Annotated in this window: 25 protein-coding genes and 1 tRNA gene; 10 read left to right on the forward strand and 16 right to left on the reverse strand. The window is 64.5% G+C overall.

Annotated elements, in window-relative coordinates:
- Positions 1–7: 7 nt before the first annotated feature.
- Together ACIPY3_RS00710 and ACIPY3_RS00715 are read right to left on the reverse strand one after the other, a co-directional pair.
- Complete coding sequence (locus tag ACIPY3_RS00710) at positions 8–484, reverse strand: Fur family transcriptional regulator (RefSeq protein ID WP_400272665.1); 477 nt, start codon at positions 482–484, stop codon at positions 8–10.
- 30 nt (positions 485–514) lie between these two features.
- Positions 515–1345 (reverse strand): hypothetical protein, encoded by an 831-nt coding sequence (locus ACIPY3_RS00715; protein WP_400328866.1) that lies wholly within the window; start codon positions 1343–1345, stop codon positions 515–517.
- Between the two features lie 92 nt (positions 1346–1437).
- On the opposite strand from ACIPY3_RS00715, the gene ACIPY3_RS00720 reads away from it, so the two are divergent.
- On the forward strand, positions 1438–2709 hold the full coding sequence (locus ACIPY3_RS00720; protein ID WP_400328868.1) for an MFS transporter: 1272 nt from the start codon (positions 1438–1440) through the stop codon (positions 2707–2709).
- A 93-nt stretch (positions 2710–2802) separates the two neighbouring features.
- The gene (gene htpX, locus ACIPY3_RS00725; RefSeq protein ID WP_400328871.1) at positions 2803–3672 is read left to right on the forward strand and encodes a zinc metalloprotease HtpX; all 870 of its coding nucleotides are present in this window, start codon (positions 2803–2805) and stop codon (positions 3670–3672) included.
- A gap of 85 nt (positions 3673–3757) precedes the next feature.
- On the opposite strand, the gene efeB is transcribed toward htpX, so the two are convergent.
- The 5 genes from efeB to ACIPY3_RS00750 all read right to left on the reverse strand — a co-directional run bounded on the left by efeB (position 3758) and on the right by ACIPY3_RS00750 (position 8550).
- Positions 3758–5191, reverse strand: coding sequence for an iron uptake transporter deferrochelatase/peroxidase subunit (efeB, locus tag ACIPY3_RS00730; protein WP_400328874.1), 1434 nt, complete (start codon positions 5189–5191; stop codon positions 3758–3760).
- Positions 5188–6384 (reverse strand): iron uptake system protein EfeO, encoded by a 1197-nt coding sequence (gene efeO / locus ACIPY3_RS00735; RefSeq protein ID WP_400328877.1) that lies wholly within the window; start codon positions 6382–6384, stop codon positions 5188–5190. Before efeO ends, efeB begins: the two co-directional genes overlap by 4 nt.
- Before the next feature lie 31 nt (positions 6385–6415).
- Positions 6416–7270 carry an iron uptake transporter permease EfeU gene (gene efeU / locus ACIPY3_RS00740; RefSeq protein WP_400328880.1) on the reverse strand — a complete coding sequence of 285 codons (855 nt, stop codon included), beginning with the start codon at positions 7268–7270 and terminating at the stop codon, positions 6416–6418.
- A 211-nt stretch (positions 7271–7481) separates the two neighbouring features.
- Positions 7482–7826, reverse strand: a complete 345-nt coding sequence (locus ACIPY3_RS00745) for a type II toxin-antitoxin system HicB family antitoxin (protein ID WP_400328883.1) — start codon at positions 7824–7826, stop codon at positions 7482–7484.
- A gap of 232 nt (positions 7827–8058) precedes the next feature.
- Positions 8059–8550 (reverse strand): YajQ family cyclic di-GMP-binding protein, encoded by a 492-nt coding sequence (locus ACIPY3_RS00750; RefSeq protein WP_400328886.1) that lies wholly within the window; start codon positions 8548–8550, stop codon positions 8059–8061.
- Positions 8551–8749: 199 nt separating this feature from the next.
- On the opposite strand from ACIPY3_RS00750, the gene ACIPY3_RS00755 reads away from it, so the two are divergent.
- Together ACIPY3_RS00755 and ACIPY3_RS00760 are read left to right on the forward strand one after the other, a co-directional pair.
- Entirely contained in the window at positions 8750–9016 is a 267-nt protein-coding gene (locus ACIPY3_RS00755) for a hypothetical protein (protein WP_397324371.1), read from the forward strand.
- 129 nt (positions 9017–9145) lie between these two features.
- Positions 9146–9227 (forward strand) — tRNA-Tyr (locus ACIPY3_RS00760).
- A gap of 362 nt (positions 9228–9589) precedes the next feature.
- Here the strand turns inward: ACIPY3_RS00760 and ACIPY3_RS00765 are convergent.
- Both ACIPY3_RS00765 and ACIPY3_RS00770 read right to left on the reverse strand, forming a co-directional pair.
- Positions 9590–10351: a potassium channel family protein gene (locus ACIPY3_RS00765; protein ID WP_400328890.1), complete on the reverse strand. Its 762-nt coding sequence runs from the start codon at positions 10349–10351 to the stop codon at positions 9590–9592.
- Positions 10352–10394: 43 nt separating this feature from the next.
- A complete protein-coding gene (locus ACIPY3_RS00770) occupies positions 10395–10616 on the reverse strand; it encodes a hypothetical protein (RefSeq protein ID WP_400328893.1) in 222 nt (73 codons plus the stop codon).
- Positions 10617–10793: 177 nt separating this feature from the next.
- On the opposite strand from ACIPY3_RS00770, the gene ACIPY3_RS00775 reads away from it, so the two are divergent.
- The gene (locus tag ACIPY3_RS00775) at positions 10794–11375 is read left to right on the forward strand and encodes an acyl-CoA thioesterase (protein ID WP_400328896.1); all 582 of its coding nucleotides are present in this window, start codon (positions 10794–10796) and stop codon (positions 11373–11375) included.
- Here the strand turns inward: ACIPY3_RS00775 and ACIPY3_RS00780 are convergent.
- From ACIPY3_RS00780 to ACIPY3_RS00790, 3 genes are read right to left on the reverse strand one after another with little or no spacing between them, the layout of a single operon-like run.
- On the reverse strand, positions 11372–12172 hold the full coding sequence (locus ACIPY3_RS00780; RefSeq protein WP_400328899.1) for an ABC transporter permease subunit: 801 nt from the start codon (positions 12170–12172) through the stop codon (positions 11372–11374). The genes ACIPY3_RS00775 and ACIPY3_RS00780 overlap by 4 nt on opposite strands.
- Positions 12165–13175: an ABC transporter ATP-binding protein gene (locus ACIPY3_RS00785; protein WP_400328902.1), complete on the reverse strand. Its 1011-nt coding sequence runs from the start codon at positions 13173–13175 to the stop codon at positions 12165–12167. Before ACIPY3_RS00785 ends, ACIPY3_RS00780 begins: the two co-directional genes overlap by 8 nt.
- Positions 13141–13848 (reverse strand): TetR family transcriptional regulator, encoded by a 708-nt coding sequence (locus tag ACIPY3_RS00790; RefSeq protein ID WP_400328905.1) that lies wholly within the window; start codon positions 13846–13848, stop codon positions 13141–13143. Before ACIPY3_RS00790 ends, ACIPY3_RS00785 begins: the two co-directional genes overlap by 35 nt.
- Positions 13849–14106: 258 nt before the next feature.
- Here ACIPY3_RS00790 and ACIPY3_RS00795 point away from each other — a divergent pair, with 258 nt between their 5' ends.
- Together ACIPY3_RS00795 and ACIPY3_RS00800 are read left to right on the forward strand one after the other, a co-directional pair.
- Positions 14107–15837, forward strand: a complete 1731-nt coding sequence (locus ACIPY3_RS00795; protein WP_400328908.1) for a GDSL-type esterase/lipase family protein — start codon at positions 14107–14109, stop codon at positions 15835–15837.
- A gap of 184 nt (positions 15838–16021) precedes the next feature.
- The gene (locus ACIPY3_RS00800) at positions 16022–16402 is read left to right on the forward strand and encodes a thioredoxin family protein (protein ID WP_400328912.1); all 381 of its coding nucleotides are present in this window, start codon (positions 16022–16024) and stop codon (positions 16400–16402) included.
- 91 nt (positions 16403–16493) lie between these two features.
- Here ACIPY3_RS00800 and ACIPY3_RS00805 read toward each other — a convergent pair whose 3' ends face one another.
- Positions 16494–16772 carry a putative quinol monooxygenase gene (locus ACIPY3_RS00805; RefSeq protein ID WP_385665677.1) on the reverse strand — a complete coding sequence of 93 codons (279 nt, stop codon included), beginning with the start codon at positions 16770–16772 and terminating at the stop codon, positions 16494–16496.
- Between the two features lie 83 nt (positions 16773–16855).
- On the opposite strand from ACIPY3_RS00805, the gene ACIPY3_RS00810 reads away from it, so the two are divergent.
- On the forward strand, positions 16856–18532 hold the full coding sequence (locus ACIPY3_RS00810; RefSeq protein WP_400328915.1) for an AMP-binding protein: 1677 nt from the start codon (positions 16856–16858) through the stop codon (positions 18530–18532).
- On the opposite strand, the gene ACIPY3_RS00815 is transcribed toward ACIPY3_RS00810, so the two are convergent.
- The 3 genes from ACIPY3_RS00815 to ACIPY3_RS00825 all read right to left on the reverse strand — a co-directional run bounded on the left by ACIPY3_RS00815 (position 18533) and on the right by ACIPY3_RS00825 (position 21399).
- Positions 18533–19345 (reverse strand): ABC transporter permease, encoded by an 813-nt coding sequence (locus ACIPY3_RS00815; RefSeq protein ID WP_400328918.1) that lies wholly within the window; start codon positions 19343–19345, stop codon positions 18533–18535.
- Complete coding sequence (locus ACIPY3_RS00820) at positions 19345–20313, reverse strand: ATP-binding cassette domain-containing protein (protein WP_400328921.1); 969 nt, start codon at positions 20311–20313, stop codon at positions 19345–19347. Before ACIPY3_RS00820 ends, ACIPY3_RS00815 begins: the two co-directional genes overlap by 1 nt.
- A 111-nt stretch (positions 20314–20424) precedes the next feature.
- Entirely contained in the window at positions 20425–21399 is a 975-nt protein-coding gene (locus ACIPY3_RS00825) for a DNA-3-methyladenine glycosylase family protein (protein WP_400328924.1), read from the reverse strand.
- A 143-nt stretch (positions 21400–21542) separates the two neighbouring features.
- On the opposite strand from ACIPY3_RS00825, the gene ACIPY3_RS00830 reads away from it, so the two are divergent.
- The gene (locus tag ACIPY3_RS00830; RefSeq protein ID WP_397324358.1) at positions 21543–21935 is read left to right on the forward strand and encodes a VOC family protein; all 393 of its coding nucleotides are present in this window, start codon (positions 21543–21545) and stop codon (positions 21933–21935) included.
- 66 nt (positions 21936–22001) lie between these two features.
- On the forward strand, positions 22002–23387 hold the full coding sequence (locus ACIPY3_RS00835; RefSeq protein WP_400328927.1) for a cystathionine beta-synthase: 1386 nt from the start codon (positions 22002–22004) through the stop codon (positions 23385–23387).
- The last annotated feature ends 18 nt before the right edge of the window (positions 23388–23405 follow it).

Genomic DNA, 23405 nt, shown 5'->3' on the forward strand with positions numbered 1-23405 from the left:
GTTTCTCCTATTTCTGGGTTGCTGGTTGTTTGGGAAGCTGTTGTTTGGCTTGGCAGTCCTGGCAGATTCCCTGGTAAAGGACGTCTGCGATCTGGATGGTCATTGGCTTGGAGTTCTCGTCCCAATGCGGCGTGAGGCACGGTGCGTGTCCTACCGCGCAATCAACGTCCTCCACCCGGCCGCAACTGATGCACACGGCGTGGTGGTGGTTGTCGCCTACCCGCGTTTCGTACAGCGCGGGTGAGTGCGGGGGTTCGAAGCGTCGCAGCATCTGCAAATCCGTGAGGTCGCTGAGCACCACGTAAACGGACTGCGCCGTCAGTTCAGGAAGCTCTTCGCGTGCAGCGGCAAGGATGCCCTCTGCCGGAGAGTGCGGATGATGCTGGACCGCAGCCAACACTGCCAGCCGCTGTTTGGTCACGCGCCGTCCATGGGCATGCAGGGCTGCGGCCCATGCCTGCTGGTCGGTCGTGTGATCGGTCATGCATTCATTGAAACACTTATTTTGATGAGTTCACAATAAGGCGAGGCTAACTTCTGGCAAACGGAACACATCCAACAGCGGACTCCCGTCTTCGGCCCCGGACCTGCCCACGGCATGGATCCGCACGGCAGAACCGGCGCGTTCGCCTTCCACGGCGACACAACTGAAGCCGCTCAGGCCGCTCGTCAGGGGCAGTGCACCCAGCGACGCGGCCATGGCCACCAGTTCACCGGGAAGCAGCCCGGCTATGGAGGCGGCTCCACTGGCAGGTTCAATGACGCTATGGTGCCGGGAGGCATCCACCGCCGCCACCAGGGGCACCAGCGTCCGGGCACGCACGACGCCGGCGCCTGGGCCAGGTGCGAACGGCACCCCCGGCGGCGGTTGGGTGCGTGAGTGGTGGACAGCCGAAGGTTGTTCGGGCAGGAAGGGGCCCTCCGCAAAGAAACGGAGCGACTCCCGAAGTTCCGAGTCCACCCTTTCCAGGGTCTCCTCGGGTTCGGCCAGCCGCCGGTGGGCAGGCAGCGCAAGCTGGCGTCCCGGCGTCGTGGTTTCAGAAGCCCAACGGCCGAAAAGGTGGAACGTGGGGGTGGAGGATTCCGCGACCGGCTCACCCAGGGCCGAGCCGAGCGGATGCCAGCGGTGCGCGAACATGACGGCGCACCGGACGACACCCAGGACATCCTGCAAAGCGGCCCGGGCGAGGTTATGGCACAGCAGCCAGTCGGCAGCGGAGGCCTCGCCGAATGCGGTGGAAGGATCGGACAACCGGACCACAAGGTGTCCCGCCGTCAGCGGGTGGCGGGGCCGGGCTATTTCCCAGATGGCGGAACGGAACAGCAACTGACGTGACAACGCCATACGTACCCCTCCTTCCTTCCCCGGGTGAGCCTACCAAGGGTGTGGTTACGCCGGGAGTCCTGCCCACGCCGGGCACTGGGTAGGGTTGCTGGGTGGCAAGACTCCTGGCAGATATCACTCCCCTCAAAGAAAGCCCGGCCTTCCGGAGGCTCTGGTTGGGGGCATCGGTAGCTGCCGTGGGCACGCAGCTGACGCTGGTGGCCGTCAGCCTGGAGGTTTACCGGCTCACCCAGGAGAGCCTCTACGTGGGGCTCCTGGGCATTTTCGCCTTGGTTCCTTTGGTCATTGCCGGGCTCTACGGCGGATCGGTCTCGGATGCCTATGACCGCCGAAAGGTGGCGTTGGTGGCGTCTCTGGTCCTCTGGGCTACCACCGCAGGATTGGCGCTCCAGGCTTGGTTCGAGATTGGCAACATCTGGCTGCTCTACGCCTTGGTTGCCGTGCAGAGCGGAGCCCAGGGCATCAACGGTCCCGCGCGCAGTGCCATCATCCCGCTCCTGGTGCGCAAGGACCTGCTGCCGGCCGCCAATGCCCTGAACATGCTGACCTTCGGCTTGTCCATGACGGCGGGGCCGTTGCTGGCGGGCGTCCTGGTGGCGACCATCGGCTTCGGTTGGACCTACACCATCGACGTCGTCAGCTTCACGTTCGCGTTGTGGGGCCTTCTCAAGCTTCCGCCGCTCCCGCCCTCCAAGGACGCCGTGCGGCCAGGTCTGCGTTCGGTGGTTGAGGGCTTCAGGTTCCTGGGCACCCGGCCGAACGTCCGCATGACCTTCATCATCGACCTCATCGCCATGATCTGCGCCCAGCCCCGCGCCCTCATGCCGGCGATCGGGGCGGTAATGATCGGCGGGGGTGAGACCACCGTGGGTGTGCTTCTTGCCTCCACGGCTGTAGGTGCCTTCCTCGCCGGCCTGTTTTCCGGTCCCCTGGGCCGCGTACGCCGCCAAGGCAGCGCCGTTGTTTTCGCCGTGGTGGGTTGGGGCGCCTCCATTGCCGCGTTCGGTGCAGTGGTGCTCATGGCGGGGGATTCCGGGCGGAACGGCGTGACGTTATGGCTCATCCCTGCTGCGGCTTGTTGCGCGCTCGCAGGAATCTCGGACTCAGTCAGCGCCGTGTTCCGCACCACCATCCTGCAGTCGGCCACCCCGGACCACATGCGGGGACGGTTGCAAGGCGTGTTCATCGTGGTGGTGGCCGGCGGTCCCCGAGTGGGGGATCTGTTGGCCGGCGGTGTCACCCAGTTCCTGAGCGAAGGTGGCGTGCTGCTGATCGGCGGGGTGCTCTGCATGGTCCTGGCATGGCTGGCGTCGCGCGTACAGCCGGGCTTCGTGGCCTACGATGCGAAGCATCCCTTGCCGTAGGCGTCGGCGCCGAATGCCGGAACATGCTGGCCGGCGTCGACGTTAATCCAGACAGAACTCCAGCAAAAGGGCCAACGAAAGCGAAAGAACACCGTGCACAAACACAACAATGGACTCAAAACCGCCGCGCTGTTCGGTGTGCTGTGGGCTGTGCTGTTGGGTTTGGGGGCCATCATCGGCGCCGGCACCCGCAGTTCCGCGCCCATCGTCATCATGGCGCTGATCGGCGTCGCCACCACGGCCTACGGCTACTGGAACAGCGACAAGATCGCCATCCGGTCCATGGCTGCCTACCCCGTCAGCGAAGCGCAGGCACCCCAGCTCTACCAGATCGTGCGCGAACTCTCCGTCCGGGCCAACAAGCCCATGCCGCGGATCTATCTCTCGCCCACCATGACCCCGAACGCCTTCGCCACGGGCCGCAACCCCAAGAACGCGGCCGTGTGCTGTACGGAGGGAATCCTGCACCTGCTTGATGCGCGCGAACTCAGGGGCGTGCTGGGCCATGAACTCATGCACGTCTACAACCGGGACATCCTGACCTCCTCGGTCGCAGCGGCCGTTGCCGGTGTCATTACTTCTGTCGGCCAGATGCTGCTGTTCTTCGGGGGAGGGGACCGGCGGAACGCCAACCCGATTGCGATGATCGCCATGGCCTTGCTGGCGCCCTTCGCTGCTTCATTGATCCAGATGGCCATTTCCCGGACCCGCGAGTACGACGCCGACGAGGACGGCGCCGAGCTGACCGGAGATCCGTTGGCCCTCGCCTCTGCCCTGCGCAAGATCGAATCCGGAGTGACCCAGGTACCCCTGCCGCAGGACCAGCGCCTGGTCAATGCCTCGCATCTGATGATCGCCAACCCCTTCCGGGGAGGCGGAATGCGGCGGATGTTCGCTACCCACCCGCCCATGGCGGACCGCATCCGCAGGCTCGAACAGATGGCCGGGCGCCCGCTCTCCTAAAAGCGCGGCACGAAGTGCCGAAAACGCCTGAAGCCCGCTGTTCTGTTGCTGGGCGGCAACGGGACAGCGGGCCAGCAACGGGCAGCTAGGCGAACAGCCCTTCGCCGATGTATCCGCCTTGCTGTACACCCGGCGGTACCGCGAAGAGCCCCGATCCGGTGTGCTTCAGGTACTCGACGGACAGGGTGTCGCCCTTGGCCAGCGCCAACTGCATGGGCACGTAGTGTGTCCTGGGGTCCTTCACGAAGGCGATGAAGAACAAGCCCGCATCCAGGTGGCCCAGCCCGTCCGAGCCGTCGGTGAAGTTGTAGCCGCGGCGCAGCATCCGGACCCCACCGTTCTGCTCCGGGTGGGCGAGCCGCACGTGGGAATCCAGCGGGATCAGCGGATCGCCGTCGCGCCCGGCGATCGTGAAGTCCGGGGCCGTGAACTCGTCGCCGCCGGACAACGGCGCACCCACGCCCTTGGTCCGGCCAATCAGGCCCTCCTGCTCCCGCAAGGAGGTACGGTCCCAGATCTCGATGTGCATCTGGATGCGGCGTGCCACGAGGTAGCTTCCGCCCGTCATCCAGTTCTCCTCCGGGCGGTCGCCGGATGGCACCCACACGTGCTCGTTCAACAGCGATTGGTCCTCAACCTTCAGGTTGTTGGTGCCATCCTTGAAGCCGAAGAGATTGCGCGGCGTCACCTGTGCCCTTGACGTGGACGACGTCCGGCCGAAGCCGAGCTGCGACCACCGGACACGGACCTTGCCGAAGCCGATCCTGGCCAGGTTGCGGATTGCGTGCACAGCCACCTGGGGATCGTCGGCGCAGGCCTGGACCACCAGGTCTCCGCCGGTCCGGCCGGGCTGAAGGTCGTCGCCAGGGAAGTGGGGGAGGTCGATCAAGGCTTCGGGCCGGCGGCCATCCAAACCGAAGCGTGCCTTGCCGTTCTTTTCGAACAACCCGGCACCGAAGCCAAACGTGAGCGTCAGCTGGGAAGCTTCCAGGTCCAGGGCTTCCCCGGTGTCTTCGGGTGGCGCATCGTAAGGACCATCGACAGCACCCGTGGCACCAGTTGCCTTGCCCGCGGTCATCGCCTCGGCGGCTGCGGTCCAGTCCTTCAGGAGTTTGACCAGTTCCTTACGGTCCTCGGTGGTCACATCAAAGGCGGCCATATGCAGGCGATCCTGCGCCGGCGTGCTGATTCCGGCCTGGTGCTCACCGAAGAACGGGACCACCGAATCCGCGGCGGGCGTGGCAGCGCTCGCGCTCCCCGCTGTCACGGCGTCGTGGCCCAGGAAGCCTGCGGCCAGCCCCGCCACGGCACCGGCGCCGCCTACGCCGGCGAGCGAGAGCAGCCCGCGCCGGGACAACCGCGAGGCACCACCGCCGGCGGCAGCACCGCCGTCGGACGTTCCGTGGTTTGCCTCCCCGGCAGAAGGCACGACGGCGGCGCCCTCACCGGAGCCGGTGGCGGCATTCAGTTGGTCCGGGCGGTGATCACCATCGGTGTGCCCGAAGGGGCAGCCGGTCACAGGACTACGGCTGAGGTGAGCTTGGACAGCGGTTCGCCGAGGGAATCGACCAGGGCAGCGAGTTGCTGCACCTGCTCCTGGCTGAGCTCGTTGTAGTACGCAAAGCCATCACCCTTGGCGTGCTTCTTGAGCTCTGTCTGCAGGGCAGCGAACTTCTCGTCCAAAGACTTGGCGAGCTCGGCGTCCTTCTGCTCCAGGGCAGGCTTCAGGCTCTCGAACGCGATCCGGGCGCCGTCCACGTTGGCCTGGAAATCCCAGAGATCCGTGTGGGACCAGATTTCCTCCTCACCCGTAACCTTGCCGGTGGCGACTTCGTCCAGGAGTTCCTTGGCGCCGTTGCCGAGCTTGTCGGCGGTGAGTTCCACGGTGCGGGTGCGCTGTCCCAGGTCTTCGGTGTCGGCGACGAGCTGCTTGGCGATGGCGCTGCGCTCGGCGTCGGTCATGGGGGTGTAGCCAGCCGGCGGGAACAAGTCCTTCTCTGCCTTGTGCCAGCCGGTCCATTCCTGGCCGGGCTCAAGGTCCGCTTCACGGGCGTCAAGCTTGGGGTCGAGGTCGCCGAAGGACTCAGCCACGGGTTCGATCCGCTCCCAGTGCATGCGGGTGGAGGCGTAGAGTTCGCGGGCCTTGGCTGCATCCCCGGCCGCGAAAGCGTCGGCGAAGGCCTTGGTGCCCGTGACCAACTGCTCGGTCTGGTCCTTCACGTACGCGGCGTACTGCTGGGTGCCGGTGTCAAGGAGCTTCTGGAAGTCGGCATCGACACTGGGCTTGTTCCCGGACTCGGTGACCTCGAACGAGGCACGGATGCCATCGCCCTGCATGCCGGGCTTGCACGCGGTGTTGTACTTGCCGGCCGGTGCGGTGACCACCAGGTTGCGGGAGATTCCCGGGCCGATGTTCTCCACTTCACCAATGATCCGCAGGCCGTCCTCGGCAAGCAGGTAGAACTCGGTGACTTCGTTGCCGTCGTTCTTCACCTGGAACGTCAGGTTGCCGCTCGGCGCCGTTGCCGAGGACACCTTGCATTCGCTGGCCGTGCTGCTCACCTGGATGGGGCCGTCAGTGGCGGTTGCCGAGGTCTTGGTGTTGTCCGTGCAGCCGGTCAGCACCAGCGGGACGGCGGCTGCTGCGCCGATCACGGCGAGGGCCTTGCGGAAAGCGGAGGAAGACGCGGAGCGCCGGAAAGTTCCAGACATGGAGGGGTCCTTGGGTTGGGGAAGAGTGCGGCTACGGGTGGGCCGTGACAGCAGGAGCGGAGGGGACGTTCTTCGCCTTGGGAGGCGTCGATCTGTTGGTCCGGATGTACAGGAAGAGCACGGGGACGACGTAGAGCAGCCAGGCGGCGGCTTCCAGCCAGGTGGTGGCCGGGGAAAAGTTGAGCGTGCCCTTCAACAAGGTGCCGTACCAGGACGACGGCGGGACTGCGGCCGAGACGTCGAAGGCCAGGTTGTGGAGGCCGGGCAGGATGCCGGCTTCCTGGAGATCGTGGATGCCATAGGCGAGCACGCCGCCCGCAATGATGATGAGCCCCACGCCGGTCCAGGTGAAGAACTTGCCGAGGTTCACCTTCAGCACACCGCGGTGCAGCAGGTAACCAAGTCCCGCTGCGGCCAGCAAGCCCAGCAGGGCGCCGAAAAGGGGCAGCGTCGTTTCGCCGGTAGCCTGTGCTGCGGCCCAGATGAAGAGTGCGGTTTCCAGGCCCTCGCGGCCAACGGCCAGCGCCGCCACAAGCACCAGGCCCCAGGCGGCGCCGTCGGCAGCTTTGTCCACCTGCGAGCGGAGTTCGCCACCCAGCGTGCGTGCCGTCCTGGCCATCCAGAACACCATCCACGTCACCAGGCCAACGGCCACGATGGAAAGGCCGCCGCCGATCGCTTCCTGGGCTTCAAACGTCAGGCCGCGGGGGCCGAAGGTCAGGAGCGCGCCGAAACCGAGGGAGATCGCCACGGCCAATCCCACGCCGGCCCACAGCCGGGGGATCAGCGCCTTCCTGCCGGTCTTGATGAGGTAGGCCATGAGGAGCACCACGACGAGTGATGCTTCGAGGCCTTCGCGCAGGCCGATCAGGAAGTTGGCGGTCATAAGGGTGTCTTTCGTTCAGGGAGCCTTACTTAGGCTCGCCTAAGCAAGAAGGATACTGGCGCGACGGCATTACGCAAAACCTTTGTGCCCTAAATAGTTGCCTCCATTACGGCGATCGATGGACTTAAGGGCGCAAAAAAGCCGGGGTCCGGCTCTGTGGTGAGAGCGGACCCCGGCTTTCGTGGCGCTGTTCGCTGATGCAGGGTGGGCGCTATCCGGCGAGGCGTTCAACGAGGTATCGGTTCAGCGAGACCCCTTGTTCCTGGGCGAGAATGACCAATTGGCGGTGCTTTGCGGGAGAAACGCGCACCCTGAGATTTCCACTGAACTCGCGCTCAGCCAAGGGGAGTGGTACTTGCTCACCTTCGCTGATCATGTCCTGTACTACTTCGTTGACCAACTTTTCCAGCCCGTGCAGAGCCTCGTCCTTGTCGGCAGACAGCCAGGAGAGCGACGGGAACTCAGTAACTTGAGCGACATACTCCTGGTCCTCAGGGGACCAGGAGACTGTGTAGCGGTAGTGCGCCACCTTCGGTATTTCAGTTGTCGCCATCATCGTCTGCCTCCTCCAAGAATGGTCACACTATTGGGACCATTTGGCCAGTCACTCACAGCGGCAATGTGGCATCGCGGGTGGGTTCTTTTCGCGGTCGATCTGCAGTCAGGCCATTGCCATAATGAAACGAGGACCGCAGGATCAAGGCTGATCGCTGCGGTCCTCGGAGATTTTGCGGACTCCGTGCGGACTGCTGGGACTAGCGCCCAGTAATCACACGGCCAAATCCGCTTTAGCTGCGGAAGTTCACGAACTGCAGGTCGGCTTCCTCGAACTTCTTGAGGATCGCCATGGTCTCCTGCAGGTCATCGCGGGACTTGGAGGTGACGCGGAGTTCGTCGCCCTGGATCTGGGACTTGACGGACTTGGGCGCTTCGTCGCGGATGATCTTGTTGATCTTCTTGGCGATGTCCTGTGCGATGCCTTCCTTGATGGTGCACTCCAGGCGGAATTCCTTGCCCGAGGGGAAGGGCTCGCCCTGGTCCAGCGACTTCAGGGAAATGCCGCGCTTGATGAGCTTGGACTGGAACACGTCCAGTACCGCCAGCACACGGTCTTCGGAGTTGGCCTTCATGAGGATCTTCTCGCCGCTGAAGTCAATCTCCGCGCCGACGCCCTTGAAGTCGTAGCGCTGTGCGATTTCCTTTTGCGACTGGTTGAGCGCGTTGGCGACTTCTTGCTTGTCCACCTTGCTGACGACGTCGAATGTTGATTCGCCTGCCATGACTCTCCTTAGGTTGGGGGCCCGGTAAGGGCGGTTTTTCTGCCATCAAGCCCTGTTTGTCTGCCCTCAAGCCTAGTACGGAAGCAGGTGGATGTGGCTGGGGATCCCTTTCACAGTTCGCTCACAGCACACGCATGGTTGGAACCGAGCCGGCTGCCTGAGAGTTGTACCAGTTGGAAAAGCCACCCTGGAGGTAAGCATGAGCAACAAGGCCGTCCACTACGTCAGTAAGTCCGCAAGCGCTGCGGCCGGTTCCATCGGAACGGCGGCGGCAGCCGCGGCAAGCGCAGTGGCAGCGGCCGCCGTGGCAGCGTCGATCGTGCTGAGCCCGGTCCCGAATGCTGCGGCACGGATGGATGGCGTCCACGCGGACCTGCAGAGGGCCGTGGAGCTCAACCAAATCACCGCCGAACAGGCTGCGAAGTTCGAGGCCAAACTGGCCGGCCGGATCCTTGGTGAAGCCTGAAAATACGGGCGAATTCCGCACCTCGGGACTCGATTAGATTCTTGGCCGGAAGTTCTGTAAGGTTGTCTCTGCCTTCGGTTACCGGATCGAAAGAAATGGTCTTCCGGAAGTGATCTTCTTTTGAAGTTCGGCAGATTACCCGAGCGGCCAAAGGGGGCTGACTGTAAATCAGCTGGCACTGCCTACGGGGGTTCGAATCCCTCATCTGCCACCCAAACGGGAAATCCCCGGAACCACTGGTTCCGGGGATTTTTTGTTTGCCCACGCGGTCATCGTCGGCAAGCGTCCTTGGAACCTCCCCGGCTGTGTCGCCCGGCCCACTCCAGCGCGGCAGGCGTGTACCGCCACGACCTACTTTGACCGCCATGCCGGGCGACTAGCCGCAGCCCAGGGGCGTGTCGCGGGAGCGGGGACTCCAAAGGGGGTCGTAGCGGTACGGCCCACGCCGACTCCCCGCCGATCTGCGGCCCGCCAGGCCGCCGTCGTATGCCTGTCAGTCCCTGGCAGCGCTTGTCAATCGCGGCCCGGGCGGCCCGTACGGACGAGTCCAGGCGCGTGCAAGCAACCCCGGACCTATCGGCGCTCCTCGTTTAACTCCCGCAACTCGGCGATCTCCTGGCGCAAGGCCGTGATCTCAGTCAGCAGGACCGCAATCTCGGCACGCACAGGCGCCTCAGCGGCCAGGGTTTTGTCTTCGACGGCGGCTGCCACGCCTTCAGCGTTTTCCTCGATGCGCTGCACCAGCCACGAGGCAATGGAAGCGGTGACAATACCCAGGACGGCAATGCCACTCATCATCAATGCGGCAGCCACCACGCGGCCCATGGGTGTTACGGGGTAGAGATCGCCGTAGCCCACGGTGGTAATGGTGGTGATGGCCCACCACAAGGCGTCGCCGAACGTCACGATTTTCGCGTCGGGGGCGCCCTGTTCAACGTCCAGGACGGCGAGCGCACCCACCAGCACCAGCATTGCGGCTGAGCCGGCCACGTAGGTGGCTATGCGTCCGCGCAGGGTTTCTCCCACAGTGCGGTGCAGCACGGAGAGCAAGGTGACGAGCCGAAGGAGCCGGAGGGGGCGGAAGAAGGGGAGCACCACGATGAGGAGCTCGTGCAGGTTCCAGAAGAACCATCGCTTGCGGTCGTCGGCGAGCCAAAGGTTGGCGATGTAGTCCAGGGCGAAGATGCCCCACGTGATCCAGAGGATCACTTCGAAGGGCTGGGCCGCGGCGCCATCGACGCGTCCTATGACCTGCCAGGCGTAGGCACCCAGGAAGATCAGGGCCGTGATCATCAGGGGCCACTCGACGAGGTCCCGGTATCGCGCTTGCGTCATACCGGAATACTAGTCACGGTGTGGCCCTGCACGGCCGTGGCAACTACGCCGCCGGGGTTTCGAGCCAGTAGCCGTCCAGGTGGTGGACCAATTGGCGGCCCAGACCGCCCTTGAGCTGGACCCACAGGGTGCTGCGGTCATCGGTCATGCCGTCGATGGTTCCTTCGATGCGGTTCCCTCGGGCGTCCGCCAGAACCACTTCCTGGCGGATGGCGAGCTCGGGCCAGACGTCCCCGCCGGCCGTGGTGGTTTGCAGTGTGCTCAAGGGAGCCCCCCGTTTGTTGTACGTGTTCATGAGTTCCAGATATTGTGCACGGTTTTCGTGAACCTGCGGTAAACGTTTGTGCAAACGTTGGACATAAACCCACCTTGACTGGCGGGTGCGGTCCGCCAGATGGATACCTCTTTCCGGCACATGTTACTGATGGGTAACATGAAAAGCATGCACCTGCTTCTCCGCACGATCATGCTGCTCTTTACCTCCGCCAAGCGTTCACCGCTCGCTGTCTGGGATACCTCGTCCCTGCCCTTGCGTGTCCTGCCTACTGACATCGACATCGCGATGCACGTCAATAACGGCATGTACTTCTCGCTCATGGACCTGGGCCGTTTCGACCTCATGTTGCGCAGCGGCATTTGGCGCAGGATGCGTAAGCGCGGCTGGAGCCCGGTGGCCGCGGGGGAGACCATCGCCTTCCGGAAATCGCTTCAGCTATGGCAGCGCTACACGGTGGAGACCAGGATCATCGGCCTGGACGCCAAGGCCATCTACTTTGAGCAGCGCATGGTGGTGGACGGGGAGATCTATGCGCGGGCCCATATCGCCACGCGACTGGTTGCCAAGGGAAAGCCGGTGAGCCAGGAGGACATCCTCGCCGAGTTCGGTGCCCCGCCCGCGGATCTGGAACTTCCGGACTGGATCCACGAATGGCGCGAACACAATGCCCTCCCAGGCGCCCGCCGTCCGGCCCCGCATACCTGGGGCGCGGCGGAGGCGCGGGAGCACACTCGAGGCAACAGCTAGACGCCCACGTCGCGCCGCTGCAGGGCCACAGCGCCCACGGCAATGAGCGCCGCCGAAATGCCCAGCAAGCCAACTGCGGCTCCCCAATCGGCGCCGTTCGTTACCGGCGAATTGCCGTAGGCCCAGTGGTAGGGCGAGAGGTTCAGCAACCACTCCATGTTCGGGCTCTGCCTGCCCACTGCGTTGAAAACGTACCCCAAGACGGCCACTGCCGCGCCGGCGGCGATCCCGTAGACCTTCCTGCCGGTCAGCGCCCCAAGGCACAAGGCAGCGGTTCCGCTGAGCAGTGCCAGCCCGGCGAACAGCACCACGGCTCCGGCGAGGTGCCCGACGTCGATACCCAGTTGCGCTGGTCCGTTCAGTACCAGCACCAGGACGAAGACGAGCAGCGCCAGCGCGGCGACGCGGACCACCAGTGCCAGGGCCCGTTCCAGGACCACCTGGATGCGCGTGACGCTGTGGGCCAGCGTGAGCTCCAGCAGCCCGGATTCCTCGTCGCCGCCCACGGCTGCGGCACCCCAGCCCACGGATGCCAGGGACATGAGCAGGAAGCCGATCAGCCCGAACAGCGTGGCCTGGGTGTAACCGGTTCCTGTGGCGATTTGGTCGTAGTTCAGGGCCTTGGTCATCCCCTGTGGCAAGGCATCGATCATCTGCTGCATCTGCGAACTGCCCCCGATGGATGGGTAGAGAGGCAAGTAGAGCAGGATGGCGCCTGTCAGTCCCAGCCCCCACGCGATGGTGGAGCGCCAGGAATCCGTCAGTGCCTTGGTGAATAGGGGCAGGATCCTAGGCATGATGGGCTTTTTCCTTGGGCGCTGCGGCGTGGCCGGTGACTGCCGGCGTGCCGGATGAATGGTGGCCGTTGCCCTCGTAGTGGCCCGTGTAGAGCGTGAGCACGGCTTCTTCGAGGTCCGGTTCCTCCAACACCAGGTCAGTGAGTTCCAGCCCGGCCAACTCGCGCACCAGCGGTTGGACCTGGCCGGACAGGGTGGCAGTGGCCTCCACGGCGGGGCGGGAGGCGCCGTCGGGGGAAACTTCCCGCAGCGCCACGTTGGCGACGCCCGGCACCCGGGCCAGCAGCGCGCCGACGTCGTGCGTTTCCGTTCCCGTGACGTTGAACTTCACCTGCCGCACAGCCGCGTTCCGCAGGGCTTCCACAGTGGAAATGGTGACGATGCCGCCGTCGCGCAGGATCGCGACAGCGTCCGCGGCCTGCTGGACTTCGCTCAGGACGTGGGAGCTGAGGAAAACGGTGGCGCCGTTGTCCACGGCCTCGCGGACCATGGAGTGGAATTCCTGCTGGACCAGTGGGTCCAGGCCACTGGTGGGCTCGTCCAGCACCAGGAGTTCGGGCCTGTGCATGAAGGCCTGGAGCAGCCCCAGCTTCTGCTTGTTGCCTTTGGAAAGCTTCCGGGTTTGCCGGTCCAGGTCGAGGTCCAAACGGTCCGCGAGCGCCTTGACGTCGGCGCGGTCCACGGGGCCGCTGATGGCCTCGAAGTGTTCCACGACGCGTCGGCCGGTGGTCCGGTTCTCCAAGTGCAGTTCGCCCGGAAGGTACCCGATCCGGCGGCGCAACGCGGTTCCGCCCCGGCGTGGATCCTGGCCCAGGACGGAGATGCTTCCTGAGCTCGGACGGATGATGTCCAGCAGGCAGCGCATGGTGGTGGTCTTGCCCGCGCCATTCGGTCCGATCACGCCGAACACTGTGCCGGCGTCCACGGCGAAGTCCAGTCCGTGCAGGACTTCGCGGTGGCCGAACTTCTTACGCAACCCCTCGACGACGATTGCCTGGGTCACGGGGCATGCTCCCTTCGGTGGTGCTTGGTTGGTGGTGGAGGGCTTCGCGGGCCGATTCGAGGAACCGCGAGTCTGTGTAGAAACCGTGGGTGTAGATGTCCAGGGCGGGAAGGGTCAGGTGCCGCAGGAGCTCGGGGCCAATGCCGTGTGGCTCGGAGACCGGCGTGCCGAGCGCCCGGGAAACATGCCGGCCCAGCATGAGCATGGACAGGCTGTTGGACGCGATGACCACGGCCGTGGCGCGGACGTCCTCGAAGGCGCGGATGGTGCCGGCTTTGATGCCAGTGTGGATGATGTCCTCCGTTTGGCTGACCACCCCGTCGAAGAAGGCATCTCCAGCGTCCGACTCGTCGCCCAGGGATTGGCGGATGTAGGCGATCTCGTCGGCGTACTCGTGCGGGTTGTTCAGGTAGTCCTGGATGAGGAGCCGGGTGGTCCCGGGGTCGGCCTTCTCGCGTCCCTGGCTGGCTGTTTGGGCCAGGACGTGCTGGTCGCAGACTTCGCGAAGGCCGGCTTTGCTGCCGAAATGGTGGATCACCAGGCCGGGGCTCACTCCCGCCTCCGCTGCGACGGACCGGACGGTGGCGCGGGCAAAGCCGTCCCGGCCGAACAAGCCGATGGCGGCGTCCCGGATACGTGCCCGGGTGGTCAAATCCTCTGCGGTTGAACGCATGTTTCAAAGACTAAACACATGTTCAACACGCCGCAAGAGCTATCGGAAAATAACGATGTTGCACCAATGGCCGCGTCGATTAACAGGTAGGCGCCGCCGTCCAACATACTTGCCTGACTGTGTCCGGTGGGGAGGCAGCAGCCGGGCGTTCCGCCCAAGTTTTTATGGGGTAGCAGTATGGGTTCCACAGGGTCAAAAAGTGGCCATGCCCGCCGCGGGCTTTCAATCTGCGCAAGCGTTCTCTTGCTGGCCGGGGGTGTGTTTGGAACAGCGGTTCCGGCAGTAGCCACGGATACACCGGCGCCGTCCGTGTCAGGTGCCATCGGCCAGTTGTACAACACGAGTGCCTGGGCGCGGAGCGTCCTGCTCAAGCCAACTGCCAAAGAGGAATGTGCGGCCTCCGGATGCGTGCAGCGCTTCGCCGGTGGAGACATCGCCTGGTCAGCCCGGACCGGTGCGCGGGTAGTGGTCAACGGTCCGGTCCGCACCGCATGGTGGGACAACGGCGGCCCGGCGGGATACCACGGCTACCCGATGACGGACACGGCCCTGGGGCTTCGCAACGGTGGCTCCAAGCAGGTGTTTGAACGCGGAGCCATCACGTCTTCTCCGGGTACCGGGGCGCAGCGCACCAGCGGTGCCATCCATCTTGCCTGGGTCCGTTCGGGCACTGACAGCGGGTACCTTGGCTACCCCGTCACCGGGGAACGGACAGGACTGCCCGACGGCGGTGCGTACCAGGTCTTCGAGCGCGGCTTCATTGTGTGGTCGGCAGCCAGTGGGGCGCATCCCTCCATGGGAGCCATCCGTGGGCGCTGGCGGGAATCCGGCCTGGAGGGCGGAGAGCTCGGCTACCCCACCTCGGATGAGGCCACCGGGCTGAAGAACGGGGGATCGGCGCAGCAATACCAACGCGGAACCATCGTTTGGTCTCCGGCCACCGGGGCCCGTGTGCTGACCGGGGCCATCCGGGCTTACTGGTCCTCAACGGGGGGACAGAACGGGGCGCTTGGTTACCCCGTGGGAGAAGAGAACCGCCAGGCGAATTTCGTGTACCAGCAGTTCCAGGGCGGCACCGTGTACTGGTCCGCGGCCACAGGAGCCCACTCCACCACGCATGGTGACATCCACAACCGCTACGTGGCACTTGGCGGCGGGGCAGGCCAACTGGGACTGCCGTTGACGGACAAGATTCCCAAGGCCGGGGGGCTGGTCCAGCAGTTCGCCAACGGCTGGCTCGTATGGGGTCCAGGTTCAGGAACCCGGATTGTCGGCCATCCAAGCTACAAAGTGTGGTCCGTGAACCCGGGCGACTTCGGCTGGCCCGTCCGCGACACCTGGACCGATTCCCGTGGCGACCACGTTGCCTTCCAAAAGCTGGAGACCATCTGGAACCAAACCACCCAGGAACTGTATTCGGCGGAGGCAGTGGATGCTTCCACGGCCGTAATCCTCGGAGACTCGCAGCTGGACCTGGACTCCTGGGGTGAACAGGGGGCCCGCGCGGCAGGCTACCCACGCCAGGTGGTCCGCAGTATCGGCGGGATGGGCTACGTCTCCGGGAGTTCGGTTGGTTCCGCGACGGACGCCGTCCTCCTGGACCGGATCCTCCTGCCGCAGGGGAACCCCGGAGTGGTGATAGTGAACCTGGGCGGCAATGATGCCCGGATCATGGCCACCGACGCCGCCATCCTTTCCCAGGCCAACAAGTTGTGGGATGAGCTGCGGCGTAAGTATCCGCGGAGCACCATTGTCATCAACGGCGTGCTCTCCCGCTACGATTCCACCCACTTCCAGCGCCGCTGGGTGGATGGCATGCTGATGCGCGAGGCCGCGCTCCGGGGCTGGCCGCACGTTTCCATGGCCGGCACCGCCACCATCGCCGGGGCAGACGGAAACTTCCTGGACAACATCCACATGAACCAGACCGGCCATAACAAGGTGGCGCTACTCTACGCCTCGGCCCTGAAATACGTGCTGGGCAGGTAGGCATCCGGTGTCCGGCGGTTAGGCACTCCCGTCGCGGGGCCTGCTTTGCGTTCTTTGCAGCGCTGTTGGAGCGCACGGCGGGCCCCGCAACGGAGCAGGTTCCGTGGTTATTCCCGGTGACGCGGGAAGCGAACAGGCGGTCCCCGCACGGGACTTCCAGACCAGGGTCGCGTACGGTGGAATCATGGCTACAGTTGACATCACTGGAGAACAGTTCGCACAGACCATTGAGGGCAACGATATTGTCCTGGTGGATTTCTGGGCCGCCTGGTGCGGCCCGTGCCGCCAGTTTGCCCCCGTTTACCAGGCGTCGTCGGACAACCACTCCGACGTCTTCTTCGCGAAGGTGGACACCGAGGCCGAGCAGCAGCTCGCCGCCGAGGCAGGAATCACCTCCATCCCCACGCTGATGGCTTTCCGTGAAAAAGTCCTGGTCTTCTCGCAGCCAGGTGCCCTCAACGGTCCGCAGCTCGAGCAGGTCATCGAGGCCGTGAAGGGCCTGGACATGGAAGAGGTCCACGCCCACGTCGCCAAGCAGCGCGCTGCACAGGCCGAAGAAAACTAGAACTTCCCCGGCGGTCGACGGGATCGCCGGAAACGCAATGAGGTCGCCGGATAATTCCGGCGACCTCATTGCGTTTGCAGCGACTTCGGGATCAGAGGCGTTCCAGCTGGACCGGCTCTGCCAGCAGGGCGCTCAGGGATTCGTTCAGGTCCTGGACGGCGATGCCCTTGGAGTGCTTCTCCAGCAGTTCCTCGGACTCCCAACGCTCGGTCAGGACGAGCTTCTCTTCCGTGGCTTCGGTCAGTTCGTAGCGGATGCAACCGGGCTCGTTGACCACCTCGTCGATCGCGATCTCGAGGGCGAGCTTCACACGGAAGAATTCGCCGTCATTGGGGATGAACGTTGCCTGCAGGTCGATGGGTGCACTCATGCCCTCAACACTACCGGGAGGACACGTTCACCTTTGAGCTGTTTACGGTTCTGTTGCGGGCGACGGCTTGGTAGCGTTCCGTCATGTTGTCCTACACCGCCGGTGACACTGACGTCCCGCTGCTTGAAGAGACCATTGGCGCCAATTTTGAACGCGTAGCCGCCCAGTTCCCGTTGCGCGACGCCTTGATAGAGGCTGCAGCCGCGCCGGGCGGGGAAGCCCGCCGCTGGAGCTACCAAAAGCTGAACGACGACGTCGACCGTCTCGCCCGCGCGCTGCTCGCCTTGGGCGTGGCCAAGGGAGACCGGATTGGCATCTGGAGTCCCAACTGCGCCGAGTGGACCATCCTGCAATACGCCACCGCCAAGGTCGGTGCTGTGCTGGTCAACGTCAATCCGGCCTACCGGAGCCACGAGCTGGAGTTCGTGGTGAAGCAAAACGGCATGCGGACGCTGGTCACTGCACCCACGGACAAGAACAGCGACTACGTGGGCATGGCCAGGGCGGCCCTCGCCTCATGTCCTGAGCTCAAGGAATTGGTGTTCCTCCCCGGCGATCCGCTCCTGGGCCTGCGCTCCGGCGTACCGGAAACCGGCCACGAACTGACGTACGCCGAACTGCTGACCCGGGCCGACGCCGTCGGGCCTCCCGCGCTGCGCGAGCGGATGGCGCAACTGGACCCGCACGATCCCATCAACCTGCAATACACCTCCGGCACCACGGGGTTCCCCAAAGGTGCCACGCTGACCCACCACAACATCCTCAACAACGGACACTCCATCGGGCGGCTGCTCGGCTATACCGAACACGACCGTGTGGTGATTCCCGTGCCGTTCTACCATTGCTTTGGCATGGTGATCGGAAACCTCAACGCACTCAGCTTCGGTGCCGCCACGATCATTCCGGGGAGGGGTTTCAATCCGTCGGCCGCGCTGGAAGCTGTGCAGGACTTCGGCGGGACGTCACTCTATGGAGTGCCCACCATGTTCATAGCCGAACTGGCGCTGGAAGACTTCGGATCCTACGATCTGTCCACGCTCCGGACCGGGGTCATGGCCGGCTCCCTGTGCCCCATCGAGGTGATGCGCCGGGTGATCGGCGAGATGCACATGGTGGACGTGGCCATCTGCTACGGCATGACGGAGACCTCGCCCGTTTCCACCATGACCCGCGCGGGCGACACCCTGGAACAGCGGACCAGCACGGTAGGCCGGACCATGCCGCACCTGGAAAGCCGGATCGTTGACCCCGGGAGCGGGGAGGCGGTGGAACGGGGCGTAATCGGCGAACTGTGCACCCGTGGATACGCCGTGATGCAGGGCTACTGGGGCCAACCGGACAAGACCGCCGAGGCTATTGATGTCGACGGCTGGATGCTCACCGGAGACCTCGCCCGCATGGACCAGGACGGGTACGTGGTGATCGAGGGCCGCATCAAGGACATGGTGATCCGGGGCGGGGAGAACATCTATCCCCGGGAGATCGAGGAGTTCCTGTATCTGCACCCGTCCATCCAGGACGTGCAGGTGATCGGCGTTCCGGATGCCAAGTACGGCGAGGAGCTCATGGCCTGCATCATCCTCAAACCCGGGGCAGCCGCCCTCACTGCCGAGGACGTGGCGGAGTATTGCCGGGGCAAGCTGGCCCACTTCAAGATCCCGCGCTATGTGGATGTCCGGGAGAGCTTCCCGATGACCGTCTCCGGGAAGGTCCGGAAGATCGACATGCGCCAGGAAGCGGTGACGCGCCTCCACCTCTAATCAGTTGGTATTGCGCGCTATGGTACGGATACCGACCACAAGCCCGACGGCGGCAGTCGCCACGGCTGCCACCAGCCCCCAGAAAGTGTGGATACCGACGGTTCCGGCGAACAGTTCGCGTTCGGCATTGACCAGATAAGTCAACGGATTGAACAGGCTGGCTACCTTCATCCAGCCAGGGCCGGCTTCGATCGGGAGCATGATGCCGGACAGGATCATGAGTGGGAACAGCAGCGTTTGCTGGACGCCCCAGAAGATCCATTCCTTGTTCTGCGACACCAGCGCCAAGGCGTAGGACAGGGCCCCGAGCCCGATGCCGAAGATACCCAGGATCACCAGTCCCAACAGGACGTGAGCGGGATGAAACACAAAGCCGAACGGGATGCAGACCACTGAGATCAGCAAGCCCTGCACCACAAGTGGAGCCCATTCCTTCAGGGCCCTGCCCACCATCAGCGACGATCGCGAGAGCGGGGTGGCCAGGATCCGTTCATAGGAGCCGGTCATCAGCTCGTACTGGAGGTTGGAGCCGGTCATGGACGTGCCGAACAGGGCTATCATCACCACCACTCCAGGCAGGAACCACTGCAGCGTCGACTGGCCGCCGAACGCCGGTGCCCCTACGGCTGCTCCGAGCAGCGGCCCAAACAGGCCCAGGAATACCAGCGGTTGAATGAGGGAGAAGATCAGCGAGAAGGGGTCCCGCAATGGCAGGAGCATCTCCCGCCAGAAAACAAACCAGGTGTCGTTGAGGATTCCGCCGATCCGCGGTTTCTGAACCTCTGTTGCCAGGGTTACTGCTTGTCCGGCCATCAAACCTCAGCTCCTTCGCGCAAGCTCCGCCCGGTGAGTTCAAGAAAGACATCGTCAAGCGTGGGCGGCTTCAGTTCCAGTGACCGGGCGGGAGCACCGGCGTCGTGCATTTCCTTCAGCAGGACCGGCGCCAACTGGGCGCCCCGGGCAAGCCGCAGGCTGAACCGGACGACGCCGTCGTATGCGTTTTCCTGAACCTCGCCTTCGGTCGCAGCACGACCCAGGAGCCCCCGGACCTCGGCAGCTGAGCCGGCGGCCACTTCGACGGCCATCAGGTCCCCGGCGAGGTTGGCTTTGAGGCGGGCGGCGGTGTCATCGGCAATGATCGTGCCGTGGTCAATGACGATCACCCGTTCGGACATGGAATCCGCCTCATCCATATAGTGGGTGGTCAGCACAATGGTGGTTCCCTGCTCCTGGCGCATACGCATGATGTGTTCCCACAGGTTGGCCCGGTTTTGCGGGTCCATCCCGGTGGATGGCTCATCGAGGAAGAGCAGCCCAGGCGAATGCATCAGGCCCAATGCCACATCCATGCGCCTGCGCTGGCCGCCGGAGAGCTTGATTACCGTTCGCTTGGCGAGATCGGTGAGGTCCAGTGAAGACATGAGGGATTCGGCCCGGGCTTTGGAGTCGGCGGTGTTCATGCCATGGAAGCGGCCCTGCATGATGAGCTCGTCGATCACACGGTAGCTGTGGCCGCCGCCGTTGCCTTGGCCAATGTAGCCAATCTTCGCCCTGACTCCGGCGGGATCCCGGCCAACGTCGATGCCGGCTACCGTGGCCCTTCCCGAGGTGGGTTTCAACAGAGTGGTGAGCATTCGCAGGGTGGTCGATTTTCCGGCCCCATTGGGGCCCAGGAACGCGACGAGTTCGCCCGGCGCGACGTCGATGTCCACCCCCTTGACCGCCTCGACTGTTTCCTTCTTGACGGTGAAAGTCTTGGTGAGCTGCTGGGTATGGATCACGGTGGCTCCCGGGGCTGGGCTGGCACTGCTGGGGTCCTTTGGACGCCACGCTATACCCGCCGCAGGGCACCGTAAATACTCCTGCGGACAACTCCCGTCCGCATTGAATGCTTAGTGGGAGCGGTGGTCCTGGACCGTCATGCGGGGGCCGAACGTGGGTTTCCGGAAGCCGCTCAGGTAAAGCATGCGGACCAGCCGTTGCCGTTGCCCCCGCCAGGGTTCCAGGAGTTGGAGCATCCCGGCGTCGTCCGTCTTTCGGCCGGTCAAGGCGTACCCCACGTAAGCCGCCAAATGGTAGTCACCCACGGAAATCGAATCCGGGCAGCCATGGGTCCGCTGCACCACCTCGGCAGCCGTCCAGATGCCGATGCCAGGAATGGTCTGCATTTTGGCTCCGGCTTCAGCAGCGCTGAGCGCACCCAGGCGTTCAAGCCCGACGGCGGACTGCAGCGCCCGCATCACCGTGGCCGAACGCTGTGGTCCCACGCCGGCCTTGTGCCACTCCCATGAGGGGACGGCAAGCCACTGCCGGGCCGTGGGCGGAACCAGGAGGCCCTGCGGTGCTACCCGGCCCGGTGCTTTGGTGCCGTAGCGGTACATCAGATACCGGTACCCGCGGCGCGCCTCCAAAGTGGTGACCTTTTGCTCCAAAATGGTGGGCACCAGTGAATCGATCACCCGCCCGGTGGAGGGCAGCCGCAAAGCCAGGTTCCGGCGTCGTGCTTCAGTGACAAGGCGGGGGAGGGTGGAATGGAAGGCAGGCTCGTCGAAAGCTGCCCAATCGTCGTCGGCGCCCAACAGGCGCGGGACACCGGCGATGGCGTCTTCCGCACCTGGACCCCAGGCCTGTGCGTCCACCCATGAGCCGGACCCCAAACCGCCGGAGGAAAGCCGCAGCGTCACAGGTCCGGAAGCGGTAGTGAAAGCCAGCCAGTATCCGCTGGGGTGGGCTGCGAAGGAAGGGTCGCCGTTGCCTCGCTGCAGAGGGAACAGCGTTTGATCCAGGCGGTAAGGGGTTCCCGGATGCCACCTGAGCGATGCGTCCGCCGCGGCCGCAACAAGCGGCGGAGCTTCAGCAATGGTCATGCTTTCATGGTCCCATGCCGGGCTGACAATTTGCCCCCGTGAAGCCCTTACCGCCGCTGGGGTACGCGGCTAGACTCCCTGATGTGGCGTGGAACAGGCCGCGCCACCCCCAGGAAAATCCCCAGGAACAAGGAGCGCCAGCCATGGCCGCGATTGTGCATTTCGAAATTCCCACGGACAACAAGGAACGGGCCAACACCTTTTACCAGAGCACCTTCGGCTGGAACCTCAGCCCCATGCAGGGGATGGACTACACGATCGCCCTCACCACCGACTCTGATGAGCAAACCGGTATGCCCAAAGAGCCCGGGGCCATCAACGGAGCCCTCTTTCCCCGGTCGGAGAACCTGAAAACGCCTATCCTCACCATTGATGTTGACGACATCGACGCCGCCCTCGGCCAGGTGGAACAGGCCGGCGGTTCGGTGGTGCAGGGCAAAGACGCCGTGCCAACCATGGGATGGTACGCGTACTTCAAGGACACGGAAGGCAACATCCTGGGACTGTGGCAGACGGACCAATCCGCGGGAAGCTAAGCAGAGGCGGCTGGCCCGGGAGGCCCCGGAACGGACCGATCCCGGGCAGACGGTAACTTTGTACCTATGAAGTACGCCCAGTCCGTGTTGGACCTCATCGGCAATACACCGCTCATCAAGCTCAACCACATCACGGACGGGATCAAAGCCACAGTCCTGGTGAAACTCGAGTACGTCAACCCCGGCGGATCCATCAAAGACCGGATCGCCGTGAAGATGATCGAGGACGCTGAAAAGGACGGCCTGCTCAAGCCGGGCGGAACCATCGTTGAACCGACCTCGGGCAACACGGGCGTGGGGCTGGCCCTCGTGGCCCAGCAAAAGGGCTACAAATGCGTATTCGTGGTGCCGGACAAGGTGGGCGAGGACAAACGTGCCGTCCTGCAGGCGTATGGCGCCGAGGTCGTGGTGACGCCCACCGCCGTCGCTCCCGACAGCCCGCATAGCTACTACGGTGTGTCCGACCGGCTGGTCCGCGAGATTCCCGGTGCCTTCAAGCCGGACCAGTTCTCCAACCCCGCCGCGCCGGGCAGCCACTTCGAGTCCACCGGGCCGGAGATCTGGCGGGACACGGATGGCCGCGTCACGCATGTGGTCATCGGGGCCGGAACCGGCGGCACCATTACCGGCACAGGCCGGTTCCTCAAGGAGGTTTCGGCGGAGCGCCCCGAGTCCGACGGCGGCCGGGTCAAGGTCATCGGCGCGGACCCGGCGGGCTCGGTCTACTCAGGCGGGACCGGACGCCCCTATTTTGTTGAGGGCGTCGGGGAGGACATGTGGCCGGACAACTACGACCAGTCCGTCCCGGACGATGTCATTGCGGTCTCCGACGCTGACTCCTTTGCCATGACCCGGCGCCTGGCCCGCGAGGAAGGGCTGCTGGTGGGCGGCTCGTCCGGCATGGCCGTGGTAGCTGCCCTGCAGGCCGCCAAGGACCTGGACGAATCCGCCGTGGTGGTGGTGATCCTGCCGGACTCCGGCCGCGGATACCTGGCCAAGATCTTCAACGACCAGTGGATGCGCTCCTACGGGTTCCTCTCCGGCGGCGAAGAAGCGTCAGTTGGCGAGGTGCTGAAGTCCAAGACCGGAGAGTTGCCGGACCTGGTCCATATCCACCCCAACGAGTCCGTCCGCGATGTCATCAACATCATGAACGAGTTCGGCGTCTCCCATATCCCTGTCCTAACGCAGGAACCGCCCGTGGTGATGGGCGAAGTGGTTGGTGCCGTGGATGAGCGGAGCCTCACCTCCAAGCTGTTCAAGGGCGAAGCGAAGCTCACGGACAAGATCGCCGAACACATGGGCGAGCGCCTGCCCGTGATCGGCTCTCTGGAGACCATTTCCGCCGCGCGTGAGCTGCTGTCCGACGTCGATACCGTCATGGTCACGTTCGCCGGAGCCCCCGTGGGGATCCTGACCCGCCACGACCTGCTCGCGTACCTGAGCAACTAAGCGCCGAGCCAGAAGCAC

The organism is Paenarthrobacter sp. NPDC089714, from assembly GCF_044748905.1.
GTDB lineage: Bacteria > Actinomycetota > Actinomycetes > Actinomycetales > Micrococcaceae > Arthrobacter.